Annotated in this window: 22 protein-coding genes and 5 pseudogenes; 15 read left to right on the forward strand and 12 right to left on the reverse strand. The window is 58.6% G+C overall.

All coding sequences use genetic code 11. The features are described from left to right. Positions 1-22: 22 nt before the first annotated feature. Entirely contained in the window at positions 23-880 is an 858-nt protein-coding gene (locus tag L1P09_RS11070) for an SDR family oxidoreductase (protein WP_054903853.1), read from the reverse strand. A 139-nt stretch (positions 881-1,019) separates the two neighbouring features. Continuing rightward, positions 1,020-2,027, reverse strand: coding sequence for a zinc-binding alcohol dehydrogenase family protein (locus L1P09_RS11075; protein WP_054903854.1), 1,008 nt, complete (start codon positions 2,025-2,027; stop codon positions 1,020-1,022). Positions 2,028-2,219: 192 nt separating this feature from the next. On the opposite strand from L1P09_RS11075, the gene L1P09_RS11080 reads away from it, so the two are divergent. The 3 genes from L1P09_RS11080 to L1P09_RS11090 all read left to right on the forward strand — a co-directional run bounded on the left by L1P09_RS11080 (position 2,220) and on the right by L1P09_RS11090 (position 4,374). Then, on the forward strand, positions 2,220-2,357 hold the full coding sequence (locus L1P09_RS11080) for a hypothetical protein (protein ID WP_154211174.1): 138 nt from the start codon (positions 2,220-2,222) through the stop codon (positions 2,355-2,357). A gap of 38 nt (positions 2,358-2,395) precedes the next feature. Further along, on the forward strand, positions 2,396-2,578 hold the full coding sequence (locus L1P09_RS11085; RefSeq protein ID WP_009685512.1) for a hypothetical protein: 183 nt from the start codon (positions 2,396-2,398) through the stop codon (positions 2,576-2,578). A 248-nt stretch (positions 2,579-2,826) separates the two neighbouring features. Beyond that, on the forward strand, positions 2,827-4,374 hold the full coding sequence (locus tag L1P09_RS11090) for a sensor histidine kinase (RefSeq protein WP_232892174.1): 1,548 nt from the start codon (positions 2,827-2,829) through the stop codon (positions 4,372-4,374). Between the two features lie 338 nt (positions 4,375-4,712). Here L1P09_RS11090 and L1P09_RS11095 read toward each other — a convergent pair whose 3' ends face one another. Next, a complete protein-coding gene (locus tag L1P09_RS11095) occupies positions 4,713-4,949 on the reverse strand; it encodes a hypothetical protein (RefSeq protein ID WP_054903856.1) in 237 nt (78 codons plus the stop codon). Between the two features lie 309 nt (positions 4,950-5,258). Here L1P09_RS11095 and L1P09_RS11100 point away from each other — a divergent pair. The 3 genes and pseudogenes from L1P09_RS11100 to L1P09_RS11110 all read left to right on the forward strand — a co-directional run. After that, positions 5,259-5,735 (forward strand): annotated as a pseudogene (locus L1P09_RS11100) (universal stress protein); the annotation flags it as partial. 147 nt (positions 5,736-5,882) lie between these two features. Beyond that, positions 5,883-6,308, forward strand: coding sequence for a YeeE/YedE family protein (locus L1P09_RS11105; RefSeq protein WP_054903857.1), 426 nt, complete (start codon positions 5,883-5,885; stop codon positions 6,306-6,308). A 1-nt stretch (position 6,309) separates the two neighbouring features. Continuing rightward, positions 6,310-6,726 (forward strand): DUF6691 family protein, encoded by a 417-nt coding sequence (locus tag L1P09_RS11110; protein WP_009685506.1) that lies wholly within the window; start codon positions 6,310-6,312, stop codon positions 6,724-6,726. 31 nt (positions 6,727-6,757) lie between these two features. On the opposite strand, the gene L1P09_RS11115 is transcribed toward L1P09_RS11110, so the two are convergent. From L1P09_RS11115 to L1P09_RS11135, 5 genes and pseudogenes are all read right to left on the reverse strand, one after another. Beyond that, positions 6,758-7,117, reverse strand: coding sequence for a cupin domain-containing protein (locus L1P09_RS11115; RefSeq protein ID WP_054903858.1), 360 nt, complete (start codon positions 7,115-7,117; stop codon positions 6,758-6,760). A gap of 27 nt (positions 7,118-7,144) precedes the next feature. After that, positions 7,145-7,723, reverse strand: a pseudogene (locus L1P09_RS11120) (N-acetyltransferase family protein); the annotation flags it as partial. A 223-nt stretch (positions 7,724-7,946) separates the two neighbouring features. Beyond that, positions 7,947-9,290, reverse strand: a complete 1,344-nt coding sequence (locus tag L1P09_RS11125; protein WP_235768818.1) for a chloride channel protein — start codon at positions 9,288-9,290, stop codon at positions 7,947-7,949. Between the two features lie 174 nt (positions 9,291-9,464). Beyond that, positions 9,465-9,803 (reverse strand): annotated as a pseudogene (locus L1P09_RS11130) (aromatic alcohol reductase); the annotation flags it as partial. Between the two features lie 21 nt (positions 9,804-9,824). Next, positions 9,825-10,007, reverse strand: a pseudogene (locus tag L1P09_RS11135) (type II toxin-antitoxin system PrlF family antitoxin); the annotation flags it as partial. A gap of 612 nt (positions 10,008-10,619) precedes the next feature. Here L1P09_RS11135 and L1P09_RS11140 point away from each other — a divergent pair. The 4 genes from L1P09_RS11140 (at position 10,620) to tnpC (ending at position 13,110) form a co-directional block, all read left to right on the forward strand. Further along, positions 10,620-10,799 carry a transposase gene (locus tag L1P09_RS11140; RefSeq protein ID WP_235768957.1) on the forward strand — a complete coding sequence of 60 codons (180 nt, stop codon included), beginning with the start codon at positions 10,620-10,622 and terminating at the stop codon, positions 10,797-10,799. 59 nt (positions 10,800-10,858) lie between these two features. Beyond that, positions 10,859-11,179 (forward strand): IS66-like element accessory protein TnpA, encoded by a 321-nt coding sequence (gene tnpA / locus L1P09_RS11145; RefSeq protein WP_080708168.1) that lies wholly within the window; start codon positions 10,859-10,861, stop codon positions 11,177-11,179. Continuing rightward, a complete protein-coding gene (tnpB, locus tag L1P09_RS11150) occupies positions 11,176-11,511 on the forward strand; it encodes an IS66 family insertion sequence element accessory protein TnpB (protein WP_038409817.1) in 336 nt (111 codons plus the stop codon). Before tnpA ends, tnpB begins: the two co-directional genes overlap by 4 nt. Before the next feature lie 63 nt (positions 11,512-11,574). Continuing rightward, positions 11,575-13,110 carry an IS66 family transposase gene (gene tnpC, locus L1P09_RS11155; protein ID WP_038409819.1) on the forward strand — a complete coding sequence of 512 codons (1,536 nt, stop codon included), beginning with the start codon at positions 11,575-11,577 and terminating at the stop codon, positions 13,108-13,110. Between the two features lie 64 nt (positions 13,111-13,174). Here tnpC and L1P09_RS11160 read toward each other — a convergent pair whose 3' ends face one another. Beyond that, on the reverse strand, positions 13,175-13,444 hold the full coding sequence (locus tag L1P09_RS11160; protein WP_235768819.1) for a P-loop NTPase fold protein: 270 nt from the start codon (positions 13,442-13,444) through the stop codon (positions 13,175-13,177). Positions 13,445-13,675: 231 nt separating this feature from the next. On the opposite strand from L1P09_RS11160, the gene L1P09_RS11165 reads away from it, so the two are divergent. Continuing rightward, complete coding sequence (locus L1P09_RS11165; protein ID WP_235768820.1) at positions 13,676-15,334, forward strand: ATP-dependent nuclease; 1,659 nt, start codon at positions 13,676-13,678, stop codon at positions 15,332-15,334. Then, positions 15,327-16,505: a UvrD-helicase domain-containing protein gene (locus L1P09_RS11170; RefSeq protein WP_235768821.1), complete on the forward strand. Its 1,179-nt coding sequence runs from the start codon at positions 15,327-15,329 to the stop codon at positions 16,503-16,505. The genes L1P09_RS11165 and L1P09_RS11170 overlap by 8 nt, the downstream gene beginning before the upstream one ends. A 319-nt stretch (positions 16,506-16,824) precedes the next feature. On the opposite strand, the gene mobH is transcribed toward L1P09_RS11170, so the two are convergent. Beyond that, complete coding sequence (mobH, locus tag L1P09_RS11175; protein ID WP_235768822.1) at positions 16,825-18,537, reverse strand: MobH family relaxase; 1,713 nt, start codon at positions 18,535-18,537, stop codon at positions 16,825-16,827. 221 nt (positions 18,538-18,758) lie between these two features. On the opposite strand from mobH, the gene L1P09_RS11180 reads away from it, so the two are divergent. Together L1P09_RS11180 and L1P09_RS11185 are read left to right on the forward strand one after the other, a co-directional pair. Continuing rightward, a complete protein-coding gene (locus tag L1P09_RS11180) occupies positions 18,759-18,953 on the forward strand; it encodes a DUF7740 domain-containing protein (RefSeq protein WP_235768823.1) in 195 nt (64 codons plus the stop codon). 127 nt (positions 18,954-19,080) lie between these two features. Beyond that, entirely contained in the window at positions 19,081-19,446 is a 366-nt protein-coding gene (locus L1P09_RS11185; RefSeq protein ID WP_235768824.1) for a histone-like nucleoid-structuring protein, MvaT/MvaU family, read from the forward strand. An 86-nt stretch (positions 19,447-19,532) separates the two neighbouring features. Here the strand turns inward: L1P09_RS11185 and L1P09_RS11190 are convergent, their stop codons facing one another. Both L1P09_RS11190 and L1P09_RS11195 read right to left on the reverse strand, forming a co-directional pair. Next, entirely contained in the window at positions 19,533-20,471 is a 939-nt protein-coding gene (locus L1P09_RS11190; RefSeq protein WP_235768825.1) for an ArdC family protein, read from the reverse strand. Positions 20,472-21,201: 730 nt separating this feature from the next. Then, positions 21,202-21,546: pseudogene (locus L1P09_RS11195) on the reverse strand (DUF3085 domain-containing protein); the annotation flags it as partial. 456 nt (positions 21,547-22,002) lie between these two features. On the opposite strand from L1P09_RS11195, the gene L1P09_RS11200 reads away from it, so the two are divergent. After that, complete coding sequence (locus tag L1P09_RS11200) at positions 22,003-22,368, forward strand: DUF3742 family protein (protein ID WP_235768826.1); 366 nt, start codon at positions 22,003-22,005, stop codon at positions 22,366-22,368. Positions 22,369-22,371 lie beyond the last annotated feature (3 nt).

Consider the following 22,371-nt stretch of genomic DNA (forward strand, 5'->3'; position numbering starts at 1 on the left):
GGTTGGCAGGGCGGCTCTGCCGTCAAAGAATCGGTTTACCACCTGTCACGGCATAGCGCGACCCGCTGATGTAGCTGGCTTCGTCAGATGCCAGCAGCACGTAGATCGGCGCAACCTCGACGGGTTGCCCAGGGCGCCCCATGGGGTAGCCGGAGCCGAAGTTCCGGACCGCCTCGTCGGGCATGGTCGCCGGAATCAACGGGGTCCAGATGGGCCCCGGGGCTACGCTGTTCACGCGAATGCCCTTTTTGCCCAGCAACTGCGCCAGGCCGGCCGTGAAGTTGGCGATGGCACCTTTGGTCGCCGCATACGGCAGCAAGCTGGGGGAGGGGTCGTCGGAGTTCACCGAACTGGTATTGATGATCGAGCTGCCCTTGGGCATGGAAGGCAACGCCGCCTTGCAAATGCGGAAAATGGCGGTGATGTTGATATCGAAGGTTTTCACCCATTCATCATCGTCAATTTCCTCCAGGGTTTCGTGGGCCATCTGGAACGCGGCATTGTTCACCAGGACATCGATGCGGCCAAACCGCTCGACGGTCTTGGCCACGATGGCCTGGCAGTGTTGCTTGTGCGCCAGGTCACCAGGCAGCATCAGGCATTGGCGGCCTGCCGCCTCGACCCAGCGTGCGGTTTCCTGCGCATCCTCATGCTCGTCGAGGTAGCTGATGGCAACATCTGCACCTTCCCGGGCATAAGCGATGGCCACCGCCCGGCCGATGCCACTGTCGGCCCCTGTAATCAGGGCGATCTTGCCTGCAAGCCGGCCATGGCCGGTATAGGACTGCTCGCCGCAATCCGGGTATGGCTCCATCTTGCGCTGCGTACCAGGAACGCTCTGCGGTTGAGACGGGAACGGCGGGGTAGGGTAGTCGCGCATGGTAAAAGCTCCTGCAGTTGAGAATGCTCATACCGGTTCGAGGAGGCTGGTACCTGCGCGTTGGTTCCAATGCGCCGAGGAAGCGACGAGCGGTGCCACCCCCGCTCGTGAACCAAGGCGCGATTGCTTCGCGCTCCGGTCAGAAGCTTTCCAACACGATCTTGCCCCGGGCCTTGCCGCTCTCGATGACGGCGTGCGCACGCCGGAGGTTCTCGGCATTGATTGCACCGAAGTGCTCGCCCAGGGTAGTCCGCAGCACGCCCTTGTCGACCAGGCTGGAGACGCGTTCGAGCAGATGATGTTGCTTGATCATGTCGTCGGTCTGGTACAGCGAGCGGGTGAACATGAGCTCCCAGTGCAGCGACAGTGACTTGCGCTTGAGGGGCACGACATCCAGCTGCGCCGGATCGTCGATCAGCGCCAGCTTGCCTTGAGGGCGAAGCACTTCTACCAACTGGTCCAGGTAGGTATCGGTGTGCGTCAGGCTGATCACATAGTCCACGCACTCGAGTTCATGCGCTGCAAGCTGAGCGGCGATCGGCCGGGTGTGGTCGATGACATGATCCGCACCCAGTTCCTCGATCCACTTTTGGCTTTCAGCCCTGGAGGCGGTACCGATCACCGTCAATTGCGTAAGCTTGCTGGCAAGCTGGATCAGGATGGAGCCCACCCCGCCGGCAGCGCCGACCACCAGCAGGCTTTGCCCTTGGCCAGCCTGCTCTGCGATGCCCAGGCGGTCGAACAGCAACTCCCAGGCGGTGATGGAGGTCAACGGCAACGCCGCAGCATCAGCGTTATTCAGACTACGGGGCTTGTGCCCGACGATACGCTCGTCAACTACATGCAGCTCGCTGTAGCTGCCCGGGCGGTCGATGGCACCGGCGTAGAACACTTCGTCGCCGGGCCGGAACAACGTCACTTCAGGGCCTACCTCGCGCACAACCCCGACAGCGTCCCAGCCGAGCACCTGTGGCTGTTGGCCGCCACGGCTTGCCCGTATTTTCGTGTCGACCGGGTTTACCGCAATGGCCTTGACCTCGACCAGCAGATCCCTGGCACCCGCCTGGGGCGCGGGCAATTCTGTGTCGTAGAGCGACTGTGGGTCCTGAATGGGCAAACCGGGTTGGGTATAGACGACGGCTTTCATGGGTTGTATCCAGAGGCTGGGAAAGTGGGTGCAGGCTAAGCATTTCAAGTGATTGGAAAAACAGCCTGCATGAAGCAAGACTTTCTCTGCAGGCGTGAAAATGCATTGAGGGCCTCGCGACCCGGCCCCGGTTTGCGCTTGCCCTGATGGGGCTGTGAAGTGATCAGACATTCACCTCAATGAATAGATAATGTGCAAATTCTGGAAAATCAGAATAAACAATCGAAAATCTTTTCAGCGGTGGCGTTTTTAGGCAGCACATTCCCCGGCGGGCGCATCATCATATTGACCAGCATCTGGCCTTACACGGGCCGCTTGCCTGCGGGGTGAACCTCACCCCAATCGAACCTCCCAAAAGGAACGCCATCGTGCACCACGTCAAATATGACCTGTCCGAAGCCCAGACCAGCCTTGAGTACATCCTCGAACAAGTCATCTATGGCACGGTGGTTGTCATCGTGCGCAATGGTATTGAAATTGCCCGGGTTACCGCGGTAGAAGGTTTGAGCCAGCGTGCTACGCGGCCCATGGCCACCCCGTATGAGCTGTAGCAACGCTGCAGGGGGCGCCACCCACCGGCTGAACAGGCACAGCGCTGCTGCACGCCTCGTCATAATATGCACCGCCCCCTGAATTTACCGCGTAAAGTGACCATTGACGTCCAGCCCTACGCTGGCGCAGCGGGGCGAGCACTGGCGCGCGTACATCGATTAGCGGCTATTGTAGGAGGGCGGTAAGCGAACCGCCTTCGCTGCGTATGGAGGCTGGACGCGTTCCTGCACACTACAAAGGGAACCCTATGCAGCAGCTACCTACGGACGAAACGATCCGTGCAGCCTTGAATCGAACCCATGCACGCCTTCACCGACAACATGAGCTGGTTGTCGAGTTTGGCGTGGTGTCGTTGCAGGTCACAGGACTCGACCTGCTGCTGACGCGCGCCTGTGAAGTGGTTGCCGAGGGCATGAATACGCGCTACGCCAAGGTGCTCCAGCCTGAATTGGACGGCGACGGTTTCGTCCTGTCCCATGGGGTTGGCTGGGATGCTGCAGACATCGGCAGGGCTACCGTGGGTGCAGATGAAGCCAGCCCGGCAGGGTATGCGCTGGCCACCTACAGGCCGGTACTGTCGAACCATCTGGGCATGGAAAATAGGTTCCGCACCCCTGAGCTGCTGAAAAAATACGGTATCGAGCGCGCGATCAATGTACCGATTCGCGGTGTACTCGGCCCATTCGGCGTGCTTGAGGCCGACAGCAGCAACGGTGAGGATTTCGTGGAAAGCGACCTGGTGTTCCTGGAAGGGATCGCTACCGTCATTTCACTGGCTGCCGAACGGATTGCCGCAGGGGTCGAGGCGCCTCACCCCGACCCCTATTCCGAGACGATCCTCAATGCCAGCCCTGACTGGGTGGAGATCATGTCTGCCGACGGGCACATCGAATTCATGAACGAAGCTGGCCTGACCTTCATGAACGCCAGCGCTGCCGAAGTCACAGGCCAGGGCTGGCATGAGCTGTGGCCAGAGGAATCGAGGTCGATTGTGTGGGAGGCGCTGGGTAAAGTCGGCGCTGGCGAGACCATTCGGTTCGAAGCGTATTGCCCGTTATCGGCTACTGAGCCGAGATGGTGGGATGTGACGGTGGCGCCGATCATGGGCGTGAATGGCCAGGTTGAGCGAGTGATCGCCGTTTCGCGCGACATCACCGCACGGCATCAGTACGAGGCCCAACTGCTGTCCCTGATCGAGGCGCAGAACACCAGGCAAGACCGCAGCGACCTCTATCTGGAGGAGATTCATCATCGGGTCAAGAACAGTTTGCACCTGGTGAACACACTGCTGCTGCTGCAGGCAAACCTGGCAGCCGACGCGGCGGTCAAGCTGCAGCTTGAAACCGCGGCTGGCCGGGTAGTCACCATTGCCAGTGTTCACGAGCGGCTGTACCAGACCGCTGAAGACCAAGACGTGCATGCTGAAGAATATCTGAATGCATTGCTCGGCGATTTGGGCAAGGCCTTGGCAGACCGCAAGATCGTTCTGGAGGCAGATGATTTCGTGCTGCCGCCTGAACGTATGGCGCCCCTGGGCCTGGTCATCTCCGAGCTGATCACCAACGCGCTCAAGTACGGCAAAGGCACCATTGAGGTGCTGGTCAAGCATGCAGGCGACCATGCATTGCTCACCGTTCGCGATGAAGGCGATGGCTTCCCGGACAACTACCCCAAGCCGACGGGCACCGGCCTGGGTATGCGCCTGGTCAAAAGCTATTCCGGGTATGGTAGCGCCGCGGTGACCATCGACCGCCAGGCCAGCAAGAGCTGTATTCATGTCCGCTTCAAGCTCTAGCCTTGCCGGCTTTGGCAGCCTGCCTTATCGGCTGGGCAAGGCGTCCAGGGCCGGCGACCAGACGCCATGGCCACAACGTTTGCAGCAGCGCGTATCTTCAGCCTCATGGTAGGTCGCAAAGCCGCAGCCCCCGCAGCTATATAGCCCGGCCGCAGGCGGCGAGCTGTATTCGGGCCGGTGTTCGGCGGGCAGTACTGACAAGCCCGGGCGGGTGACCTCGGCAGGGTACAGGTACTGGCTGAGGTCGCCATCGGTCTCCAGCAGCGTTCGACCGCAGGTAACCTCGCAATGCTCCGTGCGCAGCGGCCTGCGGCAATCGCTAAGCGGGCTGATTACCTTTATTCGCTGGCCGGCAGTTTCGCCCATTGGCGGTAGGCCGCTTTCAGGCTGGCAGGCAAGCAGGGCGGATCACCCTCGATTTTACTGTGTGCCGGGTGGCTGCCCTTCCATTCCATCAGCCACGCGATCAGCGCTGGGCGCGTACCGGGGCAGGGGCCAACCTGCTGCTCGAGGGCATCGGCGATGGGGCCGAGGGTTTCGATGTAGTGGTCGAGTTTGGCGAGTGTGTCGTCCATGCTAGTGAACCTCTATCGATTGCGCAGCAGCGGCGCTACTGCCATCAGCGTATCTAGCATGGCACGGTCAGGGCTTGCAGTCTTCCATTGGCAGGCTCGCCTTTCTCCAGGGCCAGCAGAGCCGGCATGTCGAGTGTTTCCACCAGGCTGCCGCGCAGGTTGACGATACCTTGCCTGACGGGTGAGGGCGTTGCGATGGGGTCAGGTTGTGCCTGGCGTCCGGCAACCGGTTGATCTGCGTCAAATACCCGCGTTGGGATGAATGCCGTTGTCGTGAGCGCGTCAGTTGACTAACGTCAAGTCTGCCGAGCATGGCCCCGCACCATCCTGGCGGCGGTGGACTTGTCCAGGCCAGAGGATCAGATCGAGGGTTTCAATGACCAGATCATCAGCGATGCGCTGAAACTGGCCTTGCAGTGCAATGCGCAAATCGAGTTGCTCTATGCCTACGACCTGGGCTCGATGTACCTGGACGCCGACGGTAGTCGGGAACACGCCTTCCTGTTCGACTCCTACTTGGCGCACACACTTCATGAAGCCCAGAGCGATGCCTTCCAGGCGCTGGCCGAGCGTAACGGCATAGCGGTCGAGCACCGTCATATGCGCATCGGTGACCCGGCCAAGGCGCTGGCCCTGTTCATGGACAACCATGACACCGACGTGCTGGTGATGGGCAGTTATCACCACCGTGGTATCGGCTGGTTCATTGGCAGTACGGCCGAACGGGTACTGCATCGCTTGTCGTCCAGTGTGCTGGTGATCTCGCCTGAGCGTTCTCAAGGTTGACTTGGCAGTTGTGATGGGCTGCACGACAGCACCTGCGGTGCGTTGGCACAGGCACTGTTCGCGACCGTCAATGGAGGCTGCCTGCCAGCAATGCCATAATGTCGACGTCGGTGTTTCCCTTACGTGGCATTTTTCGAGGCGTTGTGCATGAACGATTTCACCCCTTGGACGGCGCTGGCAGGCGGCGCCTTGATTGGCCTGGCTGCTGCGCTGTTTGCCGTGGCCAATGGGCGTATCGCGGGTATCAGCGGCCTGCTCGGGTCGTTGCTGCAACGTGGCGGGGAGGGGCGTGGCGAGAAAGCGTCATTCCTGCTCGGCATCCTCGCCGCGCCGTTGCTGTGGCAACTGTTTACGGCCCTGCCGTCTGCGCACTTTACGGTTTCGCCCGGGTGGCTGGTGGTCGCCGGGCTGCTGGTCGGCCTCGGCACCCGTTACGCTGCAGGCTGCACCAGCGGCCATGGTGTGTGTGGCCTTTCCCGATTGTCGCCGCGCTCGGCAGTAGCAACGCTGAGTTTCATGGTGGCCGGGTTTGCCACCGTCTATATCCTTCGTCATGTGCTGGCAGGTAACTGACATGCAGCGGCTCAGTGGTTTTCTGGCTGGCGTGTTGTTTGGCCTGGGGTTGTTGCTATCCGGCATGGCAAACCCCGCGAAAGTGCTCGGGTTTCTCGACCTGGCCGGGCGCTGGGATGCCTCGCTGGCGCTGGTCATGGTTGGCGCCATCGGCATCGCTTTGCTGCCCATGACCTGGGCGCGGCGGCACAGCGTGGCGTTGCTGGGTGGCCGGATGCAGTTGCCGACGCGGCGCGACATCGACCGGCGGCTGGTGGGCGGCAGCCTCATGTTTGGGGTCGGTTGGGGGATCGCTGGCATCTGCCCGGGCCCGGCACTGGTGCTGCTGGTAGGCGGTTACTGGCAAGCCTGGCTGTTCGTGGCGGCCATGCTCGTGGGCATGCTGGTATTCAGCGCCGTGGAAGCGTCACGCCGCTGAATTGACAGGCGCGCCCACGCGCCTGCGCCGACTAGTTTGCGGGCACGAGGATCACGAAGTTCTTTTTCATGTCCTCCAGCACAGTCCACTTGCCTTTGGCGCCGGGCTCGATGATGAACGTGTCGCCAGCGGCGAGGGTGACCGGCGCACAGCCGTCGAGCTCGATCACGCAGCGCCCGCTTAACACATGGCAGAATTCCCAGACTTTGTAGTCGATACGCCACGCTCCGGTACTGGCCTCCCATTCGCCGGAAATACGACCCTGCTGTTCATCGTGGTAGTACTTGGACGTCAGCGTGTGCGGGTCGCCTTCCACCACCTCTTCGAAGAAGGGCAGGTCGCGCACCGGTTGGATATCCATCTCGCGGAACACGGTCAGTTTCTGGGTCATGGTTATTTCTCGAGCGGGTTGGGGGTTAGGGCGATACATCAAATAGGCTTCGCCGGTGACGGCGAGCATCGGGTGCGGCACGATCTGGCAGGTTTTCACGATCTTGAAGCCATGGCGTTCGTAGAAGCGCCGTGCACCGTGGTTTTCCGCGTAGTCGATCAGGCACAGGCCCTGCAAGCCGAGGTCCTCGGCGCGTTGCTGGGCGTGGCGAAGGAACTGCACGCCCAGGCCCTGGCTGCGCCAGGCCTCATCCAGGGCCAGGCTGGAGATGTACAGGGTGTCGGGTATTTCCATGTCGGCGTAAGGCGCGAGTACCGGATCTGTCTCGACCTGCCGGTCAGGGGCCGCATGCAGTGCATAGCTGTGCATCATGCCGATGACGCGACCTTCGCAGGTGGCCATCAGGCAGTTCTTGTATGAAAAATCGCCCTGTTCCCTGGCATAGCGAGCCGCACCCACACTCAGCAATGCTTCTCCCGGCGCGGCCAGCTTGCTCCATATGTAATCGGCCATGCCTTCTGATGTCAGTTGAAAGAAGCGCGCGATATCGGGCGCGTCCGAGGCCTCGGCAGGTCTGAAGTGGGTAAGCATGTCCAGGGCTTCCATGGGATCGGGTGGCGGGGTGGCGGGTTTACACCGTTGACCGGGGGAGGGTAGGTGCTTTGCAGGGCGGGCATGATGCTCCAGGCGAACACTGTCGGCACAATGCGCGACGGTATGAACATGCACTTGGGTGCATCCGCTGGTCAGGACCTTGGCCAACACCCATTTTTCGGCCCGGATGCTCGAGTCCCAGGCGCGTGTCATCAGGCGGGAAAAGCAGGATTATTCACTGCTCGCGAGCGCCAGGTTTGGAAACGGCCGGCGCCGGAACCTGCAGCTTGTCGATGATCTGCCTGGCCAGCGCATGATAGAGCGAGACGGGCGATACCCAGCCAGAGATGGCGGCGGCCATCAGTGTCGCTGCCAGCATGGGAATGGCCAGGTCCGGGCTGTGCGTCAGTTCAAGCACGATGACCGAGGCAGTGAGTGGTGAGCGCGTGACACCCGCCAGGTAGGCACCCATGCCGAGCAGTGCGCATGCTTGCGGGTCGACACTGGGGATCAAACCCAACACGGGCGCAAATGCCGCACCTATGCTGAGCGAGGGCGAAAACAGACCGCCAGGGATACCGGAGAGGTAGGAAACGACATTGGCCAAGAACTTCCACAGCAGAAAGCTTGAGTCCGTGATGGGCTGGCCTTCAAGCAAAGCGCGTGTTTCTTCGTACCCAGTGCCAAATACATGATTGCCAGACACGAGCCCCAAAGTGGCCAGCAACAGCCCACAGAACGCAGCGAAACGCACGGGATAACGCCCGCGTGCCGCACATAGGCGGCCTAGCAATCCCTTGTCAATTGGCAGCACAAGCTTGGCGTAAAAGCCACCCAGCAGCCCACCCAGCACTGCACAAGCCGGTACGACGCTCCAGCCCCAGCCCGTCGGCACACGACCGCTGATTTCGCCAAAATAGGCGTAATGCCCCATCAAGCCGAGGGTGACGGCGCCGCCGATCAGTACCGCAGTGAGCACCAGCCCGCTAAATCGTTGCTCGAACGTGCGGCTCAATTCCTCGATGGCAAACACAATGCCCGCCAATGGGGTATTGAAGGCCGCTGCGATACCTGCTGCGCCGCCGGCGAGCACCAGGCCTGCGATTGTTCGCCGGCCATGCAGGCCCAGGCGCCGGCCAAAGGTATAGAGCACAGCCGCGCCGATATGCACGGTGGGGCCTTCGCGGCCAACCGAGCCTCCGACCAGCAGCGCGCCCAAAGTCAGGCTCATGCGTGCGGCAGCCACAGGGAGCGAGAGTAATCGGGCTCGCAGCCGTCGAGAGGGTATTTCCAGGGCAGCGATGACTTGGGGAATACCACTGCCTTTGGCATTCTCAAACCAGCGTTGCGTCAGATAGGCCAGCAGGGCAAAACCCACTGGGGTTATCAGCAGGGGAGCCCAGGGTGCCCGGACCACCAAACGCTTGAACGAGGCGAAGGCCTCGTCGGCCAGCCAAGCGAAAGCCAGCGCAACCAGCCCTACCAGCAGCGCCCCGATCCAGAACGCCAGCCGCTGACGCCATTCTCGCCAGCGTGAATGACGAAAGAGGGTAGGGACTGGACGACTCGGTTCGGACATTGGCCACACACGGCTGAGTTGTAAAGCCGTGAGTATGGCGTGTTTTCGCAGGCTGGCCTACTCGAATACGGCGCAGGGATCGGATGTGCTGTATGGATAGCCTTGCGCTTTTCGTCGTTCAGCATCCCCTGTCGAGCCAAGGCGTTTCTCGCAAGCCAGCTTCTGTCGTCGCGCTCACTTGCTCGCAAGATTCGCCCGAGCCCACTGCTCTGCGGTGGTTACTGGAATCCCCTGCTGTTCGTTGAAGGTTCCCGCTTTTGGCCAAGCCACCCCTCTGCCTTGAGCGAATACAGCACGGTACTTTTTGATGTGATGAGTAGGGTCTTTTCTCAATTCGTCCATCAGGTGCGGGACAGTCCACACGCTGGTTTTGAAAGGACGACCCAGCGCGTGCTCGAGGATGTGTGCGACTTGCCCATACGAAACCGTGTCGCCTGCAAGATAGACAATCTCGTTGCGCAAGCGAGGTTCGAAGAAGACGATTTCCGCCGTGAGAGCGCCGATGTCGTCTGGGGGTCCAGCTATGTCGCACCATCAGAGCGCGACCTCACCGTCGATATCTTCGTCCAGGTTTACGGAGTGGTTTGCGTTGGCGAGCATGGTTTGCCCCAAGTTTTCCGGCAGGGTGGTGAGGTTGCGTCCGCTTCGGATATCAGCCTCCAGCAAACCCAGGAACGCACCGATGGCAGGGTCTTCATGGGTGGTGTCTACGCAGCTGAATCGGCGCTCTCTCATATAACAATCCACAACTTATTGATTTAGCGGGGGCTTGTGGGAGCGGGCATGTCGAGGCGTCGAACCGCCGCGAATACCGGCGTAGCCGGTGCCAGCCACCGCGTTGGATTAGTCGCGGCGGTTCAACGCCTCGACACGCCCGCTCCCATACAGCCCGCGAGGCGCTTACGAATTGGGATCTCTGCGCGACAGCGCAACCCGTAGGGCTGTGTGATCGCCAAGGTAGTGAGAACTGTGCAAGCGATGTGTCGAGTCTTGTAGTGAAGCTCAGCCATTAACCGGATTCGTCGCCCCTAAAGACTGTCCGGATCCCCGAAGAACATTTGGATTAGCCTCTAGGGCGGTGTTTTCAGCTAAAAAAACTGAAAATATACCCGTAAAAATACCCTCGATACCCTCACTTGGATCCGCGATCTAGAACGGCGATTTCTGACGGCTGCCGAGATGGAACCAGATGGAGCTTAGTGTACCTCCCGTGGCGAGGGCGGCGGAACGTAAACGTCCGGCCAACACACCTTCCTGACGCAACCGCCGAAGGCCATGGTGTACCTAATTTAAGTGGACACCATTTTTGGCCTATCAAGCGGATTCTCCATGCACCCTCAGCGCCGCACCTACAGCAAATCTTTCAAAGCCCAGGTTATCCAGGAGTGTTTCGAGCCCGGTGCCTCCATCGCAAATATCGCCTTGGGCTACAGCCTCAATGCCAACCTCGTCCACAAATGGATTCGGCGTAAGCGTCCGGCGAACTCACCTTCCGAACTCCAGCATTAAGGGCGATGGTGTCCGCGTATTTTTAAGCGGACGCGATCACCCTTATCGCCAGGATTTCCATGCGCCAACGAAGCTCTTATCCCAAGCCATTCAAAGCCCAGGTCGTTCAGGAATGCCTGCAACCTGGCGCAACCGTGTCCAGTGTCGCCATCAGCCACGGCATCAATGCCAACGTCATCCGCAAATGGCTGCCGCTCTATCGAGATCAGCCCGCAGCGGCTTCACTACCGGCTTTCGTCCCGCTAAAAGCCGCACCTAAACGGCCAGTCGAGGCGTCAGTGATCATCGAATTGCCCGTGGCCGGGCAAGTGATCACGGTGAAATGGCCAGCCTCAGATCCCGAGGGCTGCGCACAATTTGTTCGGGCTGTCGCTCAATGATCCGCATCGATGACATCTGGCTGGCCACCGAGCCGATGGACATGCGCGCCGGCACCGAGACGGCACTGGCTCGGGTGATTGCGGTGTTCGGTGCGGCGAAGCCGCACTGCGCTTATCTGTTCGCCAATCGCCGGGCCAACCGGATGAAAGTGCTGGTGCACGACGGCGTGGGCATCTGGCTTGCGGCGCGGCGACTGAACCAAGGCAAGTTCCACTGGCCCGGCATTCGTCATGGCAGTGAGGTCGAACTCGACAGCGAACAACTCCAGGCGTTGGTACTGGGCCTGCCGTGGCAGCGCGTTGGTGCAGGCGGTGTGATTACCGTGCTGTAACCGCCGGCCATTTGGCCGGTCTACTTGTCGTCGTCCCGCGCCTGCTCTGGCACAATCGGCGGTATGACTTTCTCGCCCAACCTCGACCAGATGACCCCGGAACAGCTTCGTGCCTTGGCGGCACAGGCGTTGCAATTGCAGTCCCAGGTCGAGGCGATGAGCAGAAAGATCCAGAACGATGAAATCCTCATCGAACAGTTCAAGTTCGAAATCGCCCTGCTCAAACGCCACAAGTTTGCCAAGCGCAGCGAGCAAATCAGCCCGGCGCAAAGCAGCTTGCTGGATGACCTGCTCGACACCGACCTTGAGGCTATCGAGGCCGAGCTGAAACAGCTTCTCCCAGCTGCGCCACAGGCCGAACCACGGCAGTCCCCGAAACGAGCGCCCTTGCCGCCGCAGTTTCCACGCACAGTAATTCGTCACGAACCTGAAAACACCCAGTGCGCCTGCGGCTGCCAACTTCAACGCATCGGCGAAGACGTCAGCGAGAAGCTGGATTACACGCCGGGCGTATTTACCGTCGAGCAACATGTGCGTGGTAAATGGGCCTGCCGTCAGTGCGAAACCCTGATTCAGGCGCCGGTGCCGGCGCAGGTTATCGACAAAGGTATCCCGACCGCAGGTTTGTTGGCCCACGTGATGGTGGCCAAGTTTGCCGATCACTTGCCGCTGTACCGGCAGGAGAAAATCTTTGGTCGCGCCGGACTGGCAATTGCTCGTTCGACCTTGGCGCAATGGGTCGGACAAACTGGCGTGAGACTTCAGCCGCTAGTTGATGCTCTGCGTGAAGCGGTGCTGAACCAGGGTGTGATTCACGCCGATGAAACACCGGTGCAAATGCTTGCGCCAGGCGAGAAGAAAACCCACCGGGCCTATGTCTGGGCGTACAGCACGACGCCGTTTTCGGCGCTCAACGCGGTGGTTTACGACTTCAGCCCAAGCCGTGCCGGACAACATGCACGCAACTTCCTGGGCGACTGGAACGGTAAGCTGGTTTGCGATGACTTCGCTGGCTACAAGGCCGGATTTGAGCAAGGCATCACTGAAATCGGCTGCATGGCTCACGCCCGTCGCAAGTTCTTTGATCTGCACGTAGCGAACAAAAGTCAGCTGGCCGAACAGGCACTGCACTCGATCAGCGGCTTGTACGAGGTCGAACGTCAGGCGCGGGACATGAGTGATGAAGAGCGCTGGCGAATACGACAAGAATTGGCGGTGCCGATCCTCAAAACACTGCATGACTGGATGTTGGCCCAGCGCGACTTGGTGCCCAACGGATCAGCCACAGCCAAAGCCCTCGATTACAGCCTGAAACGCTGGGTAGCGCTGACGCGCTACTTGGACGATGGGGCTGTGCCCATCGACAACAACCAGGTCGAGAACCAGATACGGCCATGGGCACTCGGGCGCTCGAACTGGTTGTTTGCCGGGTCGCTGCGCAGCGGCAAGCGCGCGGCGGCGATCATGAGTTTGATCCAGTCGGCACGCATGAATGGGCATGATCCGTATGCCTATCTCAAGGATGTACTGACGCGGCTGCCGACCCAACGGGCCAGTGAGATCGGACAGTTGCTGCCGCATCAGTGGGTGCCGGCCTGACTTACGCAAGGTGAGTTCGCCGGACGCTTACGATTCGGCTGCACAATCAGAAAGCCACGGCTATTCAGCCAGCGTTTAAGAGTTCCTCTCTTTGTCGGCGCCCGCCGGCCGCTGATGTGTCATCCGCGAGCGCGCGCGTATAGAGTTCTTTGACGGAGCTCTTGCCAGTCCCCCAGCCGCCCAGCAAACCGATGCTGAATGGCGGTTTGTGGCCTTCCTCTTCGATCAGACAGCGCAATGCTTGCGCGTAATGCCGATGGCCAAAGGCGTCTTGGTCTTCCGTTTCGATGTGACGGTCCAGAACGGCGGGCAGAGTGCGACGGGAATCGAGCATACGATCATCCCTTATCAGTATGGCAAATGGCTATTGTGTTGCTGAGGATACTGCGCGCCGCTGCTCGAGGCCAGTAGGTATTGCGAGAGGCGGGATTTCGTGCGCGCTTGTCATGGCCACATATCGCAATAACGTCCATTGGTTCGCCAATAGACAGGGTCGGAGGGGCTGTGTAATGTCTCTGGGAGGGTGGCGTTAGGCTATTATTTGAGGTTTCTAGAGGGAATTAGAGTGCGCGTTAAATCGATTAAGCTGACCAATTTTAAAAAATTCAAAGATGATCACCTTGAATTTAACGATGACGTTAACATCTTCGTAGGCGATAACAATGCCGGTAAGACTACGATTTTGGAGGCTTTGGAAATCGTACTCAATAATAACTATCGTGGTCGTCCCTTTAACACTGAGTTCACACCAGACATCTTCAACAAGGACGCTGTCCAGCAGTTCTTGGCTTCCGACAAATCGGCCAAGCACCTGCCAAGCTTGGCCATCGAGGCGTTCATCGAGGGCGTGCCTGACTATCGTGGTGCGAACAACTTCTTGAAGGTGGATGCTCAGGGTGTCACGGTGCAGGGGTGCTTCGATGCATCGCTTGAGGATGTCTATGCCGAGTACCTGAAGACGAAACCGAACCTTACGAGCATTCCGATCGAGTTCTACAAGCTGGAGTGGCTGGATTTCGGATGGAACCCCATCAAGGCTGTGGCCAAGAAATTCAGGGCGTTGTACATCGACCCGACCCGCATTCATCCCACTTTGGGGAAAAACCAGTACATCTCGACCATCTTGAACACCGCATTGGACAAGGAGGAGCTGGTCAAGCTGACCCTCAACTACCGCGAAAATCAGCAGGTGTTCAACGATTCGGGTGAGGTCAAAGCAGTCAACGCAGGCTTGGATGCAGATCACCTGATCACAGACAAAAAACTCTCTATCGCCGCGAGCACTTTGCCAACTGGTTCGATCCAGACCGGCCTGCAGCTTGAAGTGGATGACGTGCCATTCCAGTTCATCGGGAAAGGTGAGCAGAGCAATGTGCAGATCAAGCTCGCCATTCAGAACAAGTCGAAGGACATCGACCTAGTGATGATGGAGGAGCCGGAAAACCACCTATCGCACACTAATCTCAACAAGCTGGTGCACTACATCGAGAAGCAGCGGGGTGCCAAGCAGCTGTTCCTCACTACCCACAGCTCGTACGTTCTTAACAAGCTGAGCATCGATAAAATCTGCCTCGTGCAGTCGGGCTACCAGCGTCTTCACAAGCTGGATCCCGATGTCGTCAAAACGCTCAAACGCTTGCCTGGCTATGACAGTTTGCGGGTGGCGCTTTCGCGCAAGGTGATTCTGGTAGAAGGGCCGTCCGACGAGTTGGTGCTGAAGAAGATTTACTACCGTAAGCATGACCGTCTGCCGGAGCAGGATGGCATCGATATAATCGTGGTACGCGGGGTCGGGTTCGACACCTTCATCTCTGTTGGTAAAGAGATCGGCACACGGATCAATGTCCTCAGGGATAACGATGGCGACTACCAGAATAACGTGTTGAAGGCCCGTGACGATTATGCGGCCTTTGCAAACATCAAGCTCATCTCCTCGGACAAAGATGAGGAGTTTTCGCTTGAGCCCGCCATGATTTACGCCAACGCGGTCGATCTGAAAACGCTGAACGCTTTTGCTAAGGAGGTATTGTCCAAGCAGACGTACAACCTTTACACGGAAGAGGCTGGCTTAAACAAACGACGTGAGTTTTTGATCGATTGGTTCCGAAGCGTGAAGGGCAATGGCAAGGGCGCGCGCAAGGTCGATTCGGCAATCAAGCTGTTCGATGGGAGCCTGGACTTCAAGTATCCGGCATTCTTGGATGAGGTGTTCGACTTTGGCTAATGAATTTTGGATCGCTGGAGCCGGATCGGGCAAAACCCACAAAATCATAGAGGATGCCATCGAGGTCATCGAAGCGGGGGGCCGCGTGTTGGTCGTCACCTACACGATGAGCAACCAGGCCGAGTTACGTTCTCGTTTCGTCGAGGTGTACGGCAGAAGCAGTGACGATTTTGTCGTTAAAGGTCTGTTCTCTTTTTACCTGGAAGACTTGGTGAGACCGTACCAAAACGCTGTGTTCCCTGAGCGTATTGCTACCACGATGTTCACGGAACAGAACCCTCACCTGATTCCTCGTACGAAGAGCTGGTATCCCAATAGAGGGGAAACGATCGAGGGCGGTTTGAACCCACTCCATTATCTGACCTCCTGCAAGACAAAAGCCTACACAGGCTTGCTCGCGAAATTGGCGACGAGGGTCGCGGCTGCCTCGAAGAATGCTCCTGCTAAGCGGCTGAAGGAAATCTATCAGCGGGTCTTTTTCGATGAGGTACAGGATCTGGTGGGCTGGGATTACGACGTCATCAAGGCGCTGAGTAAGGTCATGCCTGACTCGATTTGCTGTGTCGGTGATTTTCGTCAAACCATTTACACGACTACGTTTGGTCACAAGGCGCCGGAAACGCCGCAGCAGAAGATCCAGTATTTTCAGGGTTTGAAGTTTGAACAGCGCTCGCTGCCGAAGAACCGTCGATGCATCCAGGACATCTGTGATCTGTCGGATACGATACACCCTGGCCTCTATGAAAAAACCCAGTCAGAGGTGGTAGGCGTTCCTGATGAGGTGGCCCACCACTGCGGCGCCTTCGTCATTAGACCATCGCAGGTGAGCGAATATCTCGCCACGTTCAAGCCGCAAGTATTGCGATGGTCGTCGTCCATGGGCAAAGGCTACCTGCCGACTAGCCTCTCCTGTCACACCTTCGGTTCCAGCAAAGGTCTTGGGTTCGATCGCATTCTGATCATCTCGCCGGAGAAACATCTCAAGTACCTCGGCGGTGACGTCAATGTGTTCGACAATGACAAAACGGAGGAGTCCAGGAACAAGCTTTACGTGGCTATCACCCGCGCGCGTTACAGCCTGGCCTTCGTGGTCGACGATGAGCTTCTGGCAAACATACGGTTGCCGTTGTGGGATGGGACGGCTCAAAGCGTTGCCGCGCCGCTGTTTTAGGCATTGTCGAGGACGGGCCTCCCTCTGATGGCGGCCCGACTGTGCCTTCATTGCATCGGGGGAGATGATCTCGGTCTTGAATGCACGGTGCCCCTCGCTGGTCCAAAGCGCAGAAAGGTTTCCATCGCCTTGCAATTCTCGACGTGACTTGGCAAAGCCCTTTTCGAGACCGTTTTAGCTAAGTGGAACCACACTTTTGTTATGCTTCAGCATCCAGAACATAGGAAGTTAGGCCATTGGAAGCGCCTTGGCGTGCATGATCGCGATTAGGGTGATTACGAGCGCAACCAGCTTCCATCGCAGGGTCACGTACCAATCTTCAGCTCTGCAGTGAGAGAAATGGATTTTCAGTTGGAGTGACATCGGCGATGCTTGCTGCTTCGAGAATAAGGTAGCCATTCAGGACACTTTTTTTGCGAGGGCCTCTTACCTCGCAGGTCCATATATTCTGTCCATTTGCTCGTTTCTGATGAATACCCAGTCTCTCAAAGTGGTGTTGAATGTGGCGCCAAGGTGCGATCTTGCCGTCCCCATCAGACTGCTCTGGATGCTCGGCAGCGTAGCGTTGGAAAATGCCTGGCGTGACCAGGAAAAAAGTACCGTCTACGGTGTGGACCTTGGCCTTGCTGTCGTTGATCACTAAGCGATGACTGTGAACTCCCTCGCGCAGCCATTCGAGAAAGTTCAGCCCCACGGCATCCTGTGGTAGAGCAGTGGCGGATTGCGTCTTTTCAGAGGCTGATCCACTCTCGCGTTCGTCCGGCACTTGCAACATGTCCATGAGGCCTTCGAGGTAGTCGAATTCCTGATCTCGCGGCACGGCGCCAGGTTGATTGAGTCCTACTGAATGCCGATGTGGAGGCGACTCGTTGGTTTCACCGGTCGGCAGACAACCGTCTGTTATCGGCTCAACCTTGCCACTAAAGCAGTCTGGCCGGGGCGTATCTGCCCAAATAAGGCTCGGCTGCAGGCGAAGAAAGGTAAAGCGATGTTGCCAGTTATCCTCTGCTACGGTGGCGCTCCATACCGCTTTGCCTTCCGGTGTCGCATCTACCAACCCATGCGACTGCAGCTCATCGAACAAGGCGATGTTGGAGGAGGGTATGCCGTCGACCGCCTGAGCGAGCAGGTAGGCGCGCAGTTTGTCGGTGGCGGTTTTACTGACCAACCACAGATGGTCCTGAGTGAGCCAGCCGGCCGCACCGGGCTGGTTGAGCTTGAACTCATTTTTGACCAGATGGCGCAGGCCCGTGAGCAGATGATGCTGCAGGGAGTGTTTGGGTGCCTGCAGGGCCTTGGTGGGGTTGGCACCGATGTTCTGCGCGGTGGAGACCCGGTCGGCTTGCAGCACCAGTTCACCGAGGGTGCCGGCATGCTCGTAGTGGTCGGTCAGCAGGAAGAGTAAGTGGCCCCACAGGACCGGATAGCTGCTCAACCAGTCGAGCTGGCGGGGCATCAAGATCTGGGTGTACAGCAGCCCCGCAGCGGCACCGTGTAGCTTGTAGTCGCGGCCGGCCACGTAGCGAAAGCGGTAGGGCTGGTCCAAAGGCCCGCGCCAGGGGTGCCACACCTCACCATTCTGATATTCCACCTGCACGTCGACGGCAATCTTGCCAATGTCGTGGAGCAGGGCGCCGTAGGCGATCGCCGCGCTCCAGGCGTCGGCCTGCGCGGCCTGGTCTTCTGGCGCGGCACCGCTGGGTAGCAGGTACGACTGGCGCAGCTTCAGGCTGCAGGCCACCAGTTCCAGTCCATGGTCCAGCATGCCGCCCGGGTAGGCATGGTGGTGGCTTTCGCTGGCGGGGAGTTGCTGTACATAGCTGGCGTAACGGCGGATCGGGTCGAGGTAGAGCTGATCGAACTGCGGCTCGGAGAGCGCTGTGTATTGCCAGATGCGCTCCAGCAGCTTTTTCCGGTGGTCGGCACCGAGCAGGGATTCAGCGGGGAGTGGGAGGAGAAACCCCTCGGGCGCTAGGGCGGGTGTGGGCTGCGCGGCATTGCCTTTTTGATGTTTGAACCACCAGCGCTTCATCGTATTACCTGCTTTGCATTCAGAAGGTCCTTTTGCCTTTTCGGATAGAGCTCTTACCCTTGTGCCCCCTTCCATTGCCTCCGTTACCCTTTACCCTCTAGGGCCTTTTCGCGAACGCGAAAATTCGAAGACTGGCGCATCGGGTTACGTGTGGGGCCGTAATGGCCCGTCCTTTTCTTGGGAGGTAGACTGTCCGGCGCTATTTCGAGGAAGGTAGCCTGATGACGTTGAGCGATGCCATTTTGACCGTGCTACTGGTCGATCGGATTCATGGTACCGATGCAGCCATTCGATCGGCCGCCAAGCGTTGTGCGAAAAAGCTGCCACGCAGTCAGCGCGATATGTTGTTCAAGATTGGCAATAGTCCCGCGCCTCGGGAACTAGTAGGCCACCTTTGCCAGTTCTTGTCGGGCTGATTAGTCACATAGATATGTGAACATGTTGAAGGATGAAAAGTTAGCTGAAAAGCGAATTAACACTCGGCTAATAGTTGTGCCTCAGGTAATATTTCTACACATGCTCCAACCCTAGGAATAATTTCACATGTCCAAACTTGCCGAATTCAAAGCACTGGAAGCTCAACTGGCTGCTCAACTTCAACAGCTGGACGCGATGAAAAATGATTCCGGCCTGAAGCAGGAAATCGAGTTTGAACAAAAGCTCAAGGCCCTGTTGGATCAGTACGGCATGAACCTGCGCCAGGTCATCACCATTCTCGACCCGTCCAAGGGCGTGAGCGTGACCACTTCCAGCACCGCCACCGGCGCTCAGCGCAAGCCGCGTGAGGTCAAGCGCTACAAGCATCCGCACAGCGGCGAGATCGTCGAAACCAAGGGCGGCAACCACAAGATCCTCAAGCAGTGGAAGCAGGAACATGGCTCGGATGTCGTCGAGAGCTGGGTGCAGTAATCGCGTGCTTAATCGCAGCGACCGATGCTCGGCGTTGCAGGCAATACAAAGGCCCCGGTTGGGGCCTTTGTATTTGAAGTGAAAAGTCATGCCGTTAGCCGTTCGGTCGTTTCGCTGGAGTGATCCGACTGCAGCGCTACTAGGTACTCGGAAGCCTCACGTGCCTGACCGCTGGCGCGGAAGATGGCCCGCTTGTCTTCCTTGAGGATTTTCAACCAGGACGCCAGGTATTCCTCGTGGCGCAACTCGCCCTGGGTGCCGGTGAGGGCGCAGAGAAATGCTGCACCCATCTCCGCGACCAATTCTTCGAAGGCGTAGGCTGCAGATCCAAACGCGTGCCCGCCCGTGATGCCCTCTCGGTTGAGGCGGGCGTGGTGACCCGACCAGTGGGTCAGCTCATGCAGCGCGGTCGCGTAGTAGCTGCCGACGTCCACGAACTGGGCCTTGGTGGGTAATTGGATGAGATCCCGGATCGGTAGATAGAACGCGTCATCCCCGTAGCGGTGTTCGATGCGTGCGCCGCTGGCGGCCAACAGACGCTCGGCAGGAGCATGATCGATGAACGCCACCGGATCTTCATCCTCGCCGTGCTGCTGTTCCTCGTTGGGTAGTCCCTCGGTCTGCTCGATGTTGAACAGGCAATGCGTCCGTAGCAGTGCGAACTGCACCATCTTGACGTTACCTTGCTCATCACGGACGACCTGACCGTCTTCGTCGTGCGCTTCCTTGCTCATGGGTTTGTACAACACCGCGAGGGTCGATTGCTCGCCCTTGCGCACGTGGCCACCAGCTTTGCGGGCTTGGTTGTAGGTGAGCCACCGATCCTGGTGGTACCCGCGCAGGCGGGCTTCGGCCCATAGCAGTGGAATGTTGATGCCGGCGTAGGGGCGCCGGGTGATCGCGTTAATGGGGAAAGGTGCGTCAGCACTTGAGCCTGAAGTGGTCCAGGGTTTGATCCAGGGGATTACCCCTTGGCTCAGGGCACTGACAATCTTGTTGGTGACGTCCAGGTAGATATCGGACATGACGTTCTCCAGTCAAAGAGGGGGAACGCTGCCCGGCCGGGAAGGGTTCCCGGTGGGGTAAGTGGACAGTGGTAGTGCGGGTGTTCAGGCTGATGAGATGTCCACACCGACCTCATGTGGCAACCTGATGTGGAGAAAAGCAGGGCCGGTCGCTGGTGTGATGTGAGTTACCTGTAGCTGAGTGGCTGCCGCCGATGAGTGCGATTCGCGCTGGGAAGGCTGACCGAGCAGCAAATCGAGCGATTGGCGCAAGTGGCGACGACTTACTGAAGCCAAGGCGATTCCCAAGACGGCTTGCAAGCGCTGCCCTGATTGCTCGACTGCGTCAGTAGCCGTACCAACCTCGGCGATGAATTGCCATACCCCTGGGCTCAAGACAATGGCGGGTAAGGAGCGGTTATTCCTGGGCACTGGTGCCTCCCGGGAGCTGATCCAGCGATGGCTTCACGAACAGCTCGGGGGAAGTCCCATCGCCACAACTCACACTGTGAACTGGGCGTGTCTAAGAATTAAAACGCGCTTGCCTGTGGGGTCAATGCCCAATCTAGGGCACCGAGGAGGTCGAGTTTCCACCCGCTTCCGGCGAAGGCTTTCCATCTCAAAATTCCAGATAAATGGTTCGCTGCTCTTGGCGTAGCGATTGAAAGGAGCGATATCCCAGAGAGCACAAGCGCGTGCTTCTCTGGAACATCGCGGGTGTTGCGAGAGCATTCAAGATTTCCTGGAGGGCAATCTCGGCAGCGATGAACAGATGCGTGGATGTGGCTTCAACTACCAGCGACCCGTTGGTGCCGCGTAGGCTTTCCAGAACCGGATCATCAAGGTCGAAGTACTCGGCAAAATCGTCGCCACCGAATTCACTGCGTGCGCGATTCCACCAAGCGTCGAAGTCGTCGACTTCAGGGTTGCAGCCCATGGCGTAGGCAATGTGTTTGCGGCTACCTCCGTCGGGTTTGCTTTCACCAAACTCGGACATGAGGTAGACACCGTGGTCTTCGACCAAGACGACTCGACAGCCGATTACGGCCGCCTCGGTCAAGACAGCGTGAAGTTCAGTTCCTATGAAGCGCAACATGGTGAGTTCCTCCAGGCAGTGCGGAGGAATGCCACCCATGCGGGAAGAATTCCCAGCACGGAAATGGAAAGGTGCTTCATCAGAGCGGGGCTCCGTGAGGCTGATGTGTAAGAGCGCTCATCACCGCGGGAGCGGTAACCGGGCGAGCCACCGAACGCTAATCGCCCTTGGGACAACCATCACGGGAGTGATGTGGCCTTGAAGGTTGTGGCCACCTGGGGTGCTGGGTTTCCAGCGCTTGCAGGTCTGGTGTATCAAGGGGGGTGGCATCGCGTCAATGGTGATTTTCAGAAGGGGGTACTGCGTCAATCCATGCGGTGCCACTGGCGATCAGCAGCATAAACCAAGTGATCAACGGTCATGGAAATCAGTGGGAGAGGAGTAAGCTAGAGCTTGGATCCAAACTGTCTGAAGCGGTTTGGCCGCAAGTGCGGTGAAGTAAACGGAGGTACGAAAATGACGGCCCCAGCCTCTTCAAGCACCAGCCATACGCCTTTCGGCAAGTTCTTGATTCGTGCCGCAGGTCGTGCGGGACGATTGGTGAATCAGCTAGAAGCCAGCGTTATGCACTCATCGATTTTGGCGAGCGTGCCGTTTGGGTATCGCCGACTGGGTATGCAGACCGTTAAGTTGATTCTCTTGCTTGCTGTCGCATCAGTCGCTTTCTTCCTGGCGATCGGAATGGTTGCTCTGTGGGCCTTTGCCGCGTTGCCGATCGCTACGCATGATGACGATGAGGAGCCTGGCGTACATCAGGTAAGCCATCCTCAACATCAGCACAAGTATCCAGAGCTGTACGACGAACACGGGTCGCTCAGATAACGA

This window comes from Pseudomonas juntendi, assembly GCF_021560075.1.
GTDB classification, from domain to species: Bacteria; Pseudomonadota; Gammaproteobacteria; order Pseudomonadales; family Pseudomonadaceae; genus Aquipseudomonas; species Aquipseudomonas juntendi.